Genomic DNA, 4517 nt, shown 5'->3' with positions numbered 1-4517 from the left:
TACGAACGTCGACACACGCTCAAGAACGCCCAAGACCTCGACTATGCTGCCGCGTAGTCGCAAGCCCTGATGTGTCTATCGAACCGGGGCAACTCCAGGCGTGGTTCGGCGCGGGCAAGGGCGGGCCCGCAGCGGCGATGGCCCGGCTTCGCCGTGAGATTGAGAAGCACTGGCCGGATGCCCGCTTCGACGTTGACGACGAGCCCGCGCACGCCTTGCAGATCACCTTTCCCGACTGCATTTTCACCGTCGACTTGGTCCCGGCCTTCGCCGACATCAACGGCGGCGAAGACGTGTTCATCGCTGACCGTGAGCTCGACCGCTGGGAGAGGTCTAACACCCGTACGCTGCGCCGGGTAGTGGTTGACCGGAACAAGGCGACGGGCGGCGTGTTCGTTCACCAGGTGCGCATGGGCAAGTCGTTCAAGGGTGACAAGCCCGAACTGCAGGGCTTGTGCGGGCTGGTCATCGAGTCACTGTGCTACGCCGCGATCACCAAGAAGATGGCGCACGCGGCCGCCATGGTGGCCTTCTTCGAGCACGCGGCCACCGCGGTGATGGGCAAGGTGATGGACCCCACCGGGGTCGACGACCTGGCCGAGGAATGGACGCCGTCCGACCGGACGACCTACAGCAAGGCCTTCGCGACGGCGGCGGCACGAGGCCGGGAGGCCCTCCATCTGGCCGCTGACGGCGAGCACGAGGCCGCCATCGAGATCTGGCACTCGGTTTTCGGCGACCCGTTCCCGGCGCCGTCTGCACAGACCGCCGCCCAGGCGCTGGCCGCGCTGACGGCACGCAGCATCACCTCGACCGGCCGCGCCGTCTCCTCCCGGCGCGGGGCGCAGCCGAACAGACCGGCGAGGTCATGGCGTACTCGGTAACCGAGGCACTCATTGATCCTGCCAAGGCAGCCGAATACCTCCTCCGCCACGCCGACCTGTACGGCGTGGCGGAGGCCACCGGCCGCAGCGGTTGGCGAGGTGCCGCCCTGCTCGAACTGACCCTGATGCCCCTGCCTGCCCTCGCACGCGACGGCTATCCGACCGAGCGCGTGCGGTTGGTGATCATTCCGCCCGGCGATCACATCCACGTTTACCCGAGATCAAGCTCCAGACGCCGCTTCAAACACCGCAACACCCAGCCCGCCGATCTGTGCCTGCAGTACAGCCGAGACGATCCTGCACTGCGCTGGCTACCCGAGGACGGCCTGGAGCCGCTCATCACCCTAATCCATCGGCACCTGATGCTCGAGGAGGCATGGCGGCGCACCAACGTCTGGCCGTGCGAAGATGCCCCACACGGTGACGGCGATGCCAAGCCCCACCGTATTCGCACGCCTCAGATGCGGAGGGAACAACACCGATGGGTCCGACGCTGCTGATCACACACTTAGCCCCCGGCCAGGCCACCGAGCAGCCAGCCCTACTCTCGATCGGCCTGGCCATTCTCGGCTCAAGCGTGCTCGCCGGAGTGCTCGGCACCCTCCTGGGTAACGCCAAGGCCAATGCCGCCATCCGGCGTGACCGTTACGCCCAGGTGGTCCGCTGCCTCGTAGCCTGGGCCGAATACCCCTACCGAATCCGCCGACGAACCGATGACGAGCCCAGCACGCTGGCGGCACTTGCCAACCACGGCCACAGTCTTCAAGAACAACTGGCCGAGTCCAAAGCCTGGGTCGCCGCCGAAAGCCAAGCCATTAGTAAGGTCTTCGACTCCTGCCTCGTAGAGCTCAGCGCCCGCGTCTCACCCGCATGCGTAGCCGCTTGGCAAACACCACCCGTGACGACGGCCGCCGGCATGGTTCTCGGTGATGCTGGCTCACAAGACGTTGACCAGATCGTCGCCCGGATGGAGATCGCGGTTATCTACCGATTCGGGTACCGCCGTCTCATGTGGAGACGATGGACGCTGCGACGTCTACGGCAACGAGGTTGCCTACAGAGTTCGGGAAAGTCCGTAGTCGCCCATGAACCGCCGGCACGGGGAGATGCTGCTCGTACCGCGAGCGGTACAAACGTGTTGAACCCATAAACTGACACACAGTCCACCGGCCAGCACTGATGTTGCGTACGGCAACAGTGGAACAGGCGGCTCGACGGCGCGGGGCCGCGTCCAAGATCGTGGTGTATGAGATTCGACCACTCTGCGATCTAATTCCTATTTAAGCAGCAATCGCATCGACAGTCACATTAGTGTCACCAGCGTCTTCTCTTTCCTTTCTCTCCGCGGCCTTGCGGCAGTCGGCGAGGATTTCCAAGCCGAGGTAGCGCCGGCCTTCGGTCCACTCATCGTGCTGCTCGGCCGGCACCGCGCCCACCAGCCGGATGATGGCATCACGGTTGGGGAAGATGCCGACCACGTCGGTGCGGCGGCGGATCTCCTTGTTCAGCCGCTCCTGGGGGTTGTTGGACCAAATCTGCCGCCACACCGCCTTGGGATAGACGGCGAAGGCCAAGATGTCCTCGCGCGCCTCGTCCAGGTGCTCGGCGGCCTTGGGATACTTGTCCTCCAGCGCTTGGACGACCTGGCGGTGCTGCGCTCGCACCGAGGCGGTGTCGGGCTGTTCGAAGATGGTGCGCAGCATGGTGGCCACCCACGGCTGGGCCGCCTTCGGAACAGTCGTCGAAAGATTTCGCGCGTAGTGAGCGCGGCACCTCTGCCAGGAGGCGCCGGGCAGTGTGGAGCCGATCGCGTCGCGCAGTCCGGCATGGCAATCGGAGATGACCAGGCCGACCCCGGACAAGCTGCGGGCGATCAGGCCGCGCAGGAACGCCAGCCAGCCTGCGCCGTCCTCGCTGGAGACGACGTCGATGCCGAGGATCTCGCGGTGGCCGTCGGCGTTGACGCCGGTCGCGACCAGGGCGTGCACGTTGACTGTCCGCCCACCCTCGCGCACCTTCTGCGTGAGGGCGTCGATCCAGACGAACGTGTACGGCCCGGCGTCCAACGGCCGGTTGCGGAACTCGCTCACCATCTGATCCAGCTCCCGGGCCATCACGCTGACCTGCGACTTGGACAGCTTGGTCACCCCGAGCTGCTCGGCGAGCCGTTCCACTCGCCGGGTTGAGACGCCCAACAGGTACGAGGTCGCCACCACCGACGTCAGCGCCCGTTCGGCGCGCCGCTGCCGCTCCAGCAGCCAGTCCGGGTAGTACGACCCCTGCCGCAGCCTGGGGATGGCAAGTTCGACCGTGCCCGCGCGGGTGTCCCACTCCCGCCGCCGGTAGCCGTTACGCGAGTTGACGCGCTGGTCCGATACCTCCCCGTAGCCGGCGCCGCAGCGCTGCTCGACCTCGGCGTCCATCATCATCTGCGCCATCCGCACGACCATCTCGCGCAGCACATCGGGCGAAGCCGCGGCGAGGGTCTCGTCGAACCACTCACCCTCAGCAGGCAGAATGTCCATAGCGGCCACTTCTCGTTCTCCTTCTTATGCCTTCGACAGCTGTGAAGGATCGCGGAGTGGCCGCCCTCATGTCACATCGATCTTCCCTCACGGGTACCAAGGTGACGAACGGGTTCAAACCCGTGCCGCCGTACGCGCACGTCGCACCGACGCCTACTCATGGCTGGACAAAGATGTCACGGACGAGGCACCGACGCTGGCGATGGTGGAACTGGACCGGCGGGCCGACTTCGAGACCGGCGACCACGACCCGAAGTTCGCCCTCAGGCTGGGCTTCGCAGACGCAGGTGCCGTCACCCAGTTCGTGGCCGTGCCCCAAGAAGGTCGGGCGATACAACTCAATGAAAAACGTGGCGCATCGTGCCTCGATGGCCTGGGACGACGGACTACGTCAGCTTGGCATTCGAGTACACCCCGAACACGGCCTGGGCAACAGGTTGCCCGAGGGTTTGCGATACGCGGCTGTCTGGCTCGTCAGGAAGAACCGCACGGCGCGCAACCGCTGGGCAGCGCACGTCCCCATCGCTGTGCTGGTGACTCCGCAGAGTTTCGGCAGCGGTATCGCCAGCGTCCAGGGGTGGGACGCAGGTGCGGACGACGGGGCGGGCGCCTGGATTCCGTACCCTGCGTTGCTGTTGAAGCTGACACGCCTCGCGGAGGTCTCGCTTCCCGGCTCCGAGGCCGGCGCGGAGGCTGGCAAACGAGGCAGCTGGCGTCGCGGCATGGAAGAACAGCGACGCGACATGGAGGAGTGGCTGCAGAAGATGCGGCGCTCTCTACGCGGCACACCCACGGTGCTCCTCGCCCACGGGCAAAACGCCCGCTCGCATTGGACCTGGCTGCAGGATGGCCGCGTAGAACCCGACCGCATCCGCGACGGACATGCGCGGGCCCGCCGGCTGGACCCCGATCTGCGCCTTGTACGGGTGCGAACCGCACGGGGCCGGGAAACGGCTCAGTGGTGGGGTGTCAACCCGAAGGACGGGCCGAACGGACTGCCATCTCACCTCTAGTACTACATGGCTAGATCACGTTGGGTGATCTTTCGGTTTCCTGGTGTGCGAGGGCTGGAGTATGTGAACGTGATGGCATGCCCCAGCCCCATGAG

Annotated in this window: 5 protein-coding genes and 1 pseudogene; 5 read left to right on the top strand and 1 reads right to left on the bottom strand. The window is 65.9% G+C overall.

Annotated features, from left to right (window positions below; translation table 11 throughout):
* Positions 1-71: 71 nt before the first annotated feature.
* The 3 genes from FAF44_RS52220 to FAF44_RS52210 are packed head-to-tail and all read left to right on the top strand — an operon-like array spanning position 72 to position 2034.
* Positions 72-884 (top strand): hypothetical protein, encoded by an 813-nt coding sequence (locus FAF44_RS52220; RefSeq protein WP_237110952.1) that lies wholly within the window; start codon positions 72-74, stop codon positions 882-884.
* Positions 869-1384 (top strand): hypothetical protein, encoded by a 516-nt coding sequence (locus FAF44_RS52215; RefSeq protein WP_237110951.1) that lies wholly within the window; start codon positions 869-871, stop codon positions 1382-1384. Before FAF44_RS52220 ends, FAF44_RS52215 begins: the two co-directional genes overlap by 16 nt.
* A complete protein-coding gene (locus FAF44_RS52210) occupies positions 1366-2034 on the top strand; it encodes a hypothetical protein (RefSeq protein ID WP_237110950.1) in 669 nt (222 codons plus the stop codon). Before FAF44_RS52215 ends, FAF44_RS52210 begins: the two co-directional genes overlap by 19 nt.
* Positions 2035-2164: 130 nt before the next feature.
* On the opposite strand, the gene FAF44_RS52205 is transcribed toward FAF44_RS52210, so the two are convergent.
* Positions 2165-3409 carry an IS256 family transposase gene (locus FAF44_RS52205; RefSeq protein ID WP_272896225.1) on the bottom strand — a complete coding sequence of 415 codons (1245 nt, stop codon included), beginning with the start codon at positions 3407-3409 and terminating at the stop codon, positions 2165-2167.
* Between FAF44_RS52205 and FAF44_RS56575 the strand changes: the two are divergent.
* Both FAF44_RS56575 and FAF44_RS52200 read left to right on the top strand, forming a co-directional pair.
* Positions 3402-3749: pseudogene (locus FAF44_RS56575) on the top strand (hypothetical protein); the annotation flags it as partial. The gene FAF44_RS52205 and the pseudogene FAF44_RS56575 overlap by 8 nt on opposite strands.
* Positions 3697-4422 (top strand): RNaseH domain-containing protein, encoded by a 726-nt coding sequence (locus FAF44_RS52200; RefSeq protein ID WP_368857802.1) that lies wholly within the window; start codon positions 3697-3699, stop codon positions 4420-4422. The pseudogene FAF44_RS56575 and the gene FAF44_RS52200, both read left to right, overlap by 53 nt.
* Positions 4423-4517 lie beyond the last annotated feature (95 nt).

Source organism: Nonomuraea sp. MG754425 (genome assembly GCF_021699195.1).
In the GTDB taxonomy this organism is placed as follows: Bacteria; Actinomycetota; Actinomycetes; order Streptosporangiales; family Streptosporangiaceae; genus Nonomuraea.
This window is presented reverse-complemented; position numbering and strand designations above follow the sequence as displayed.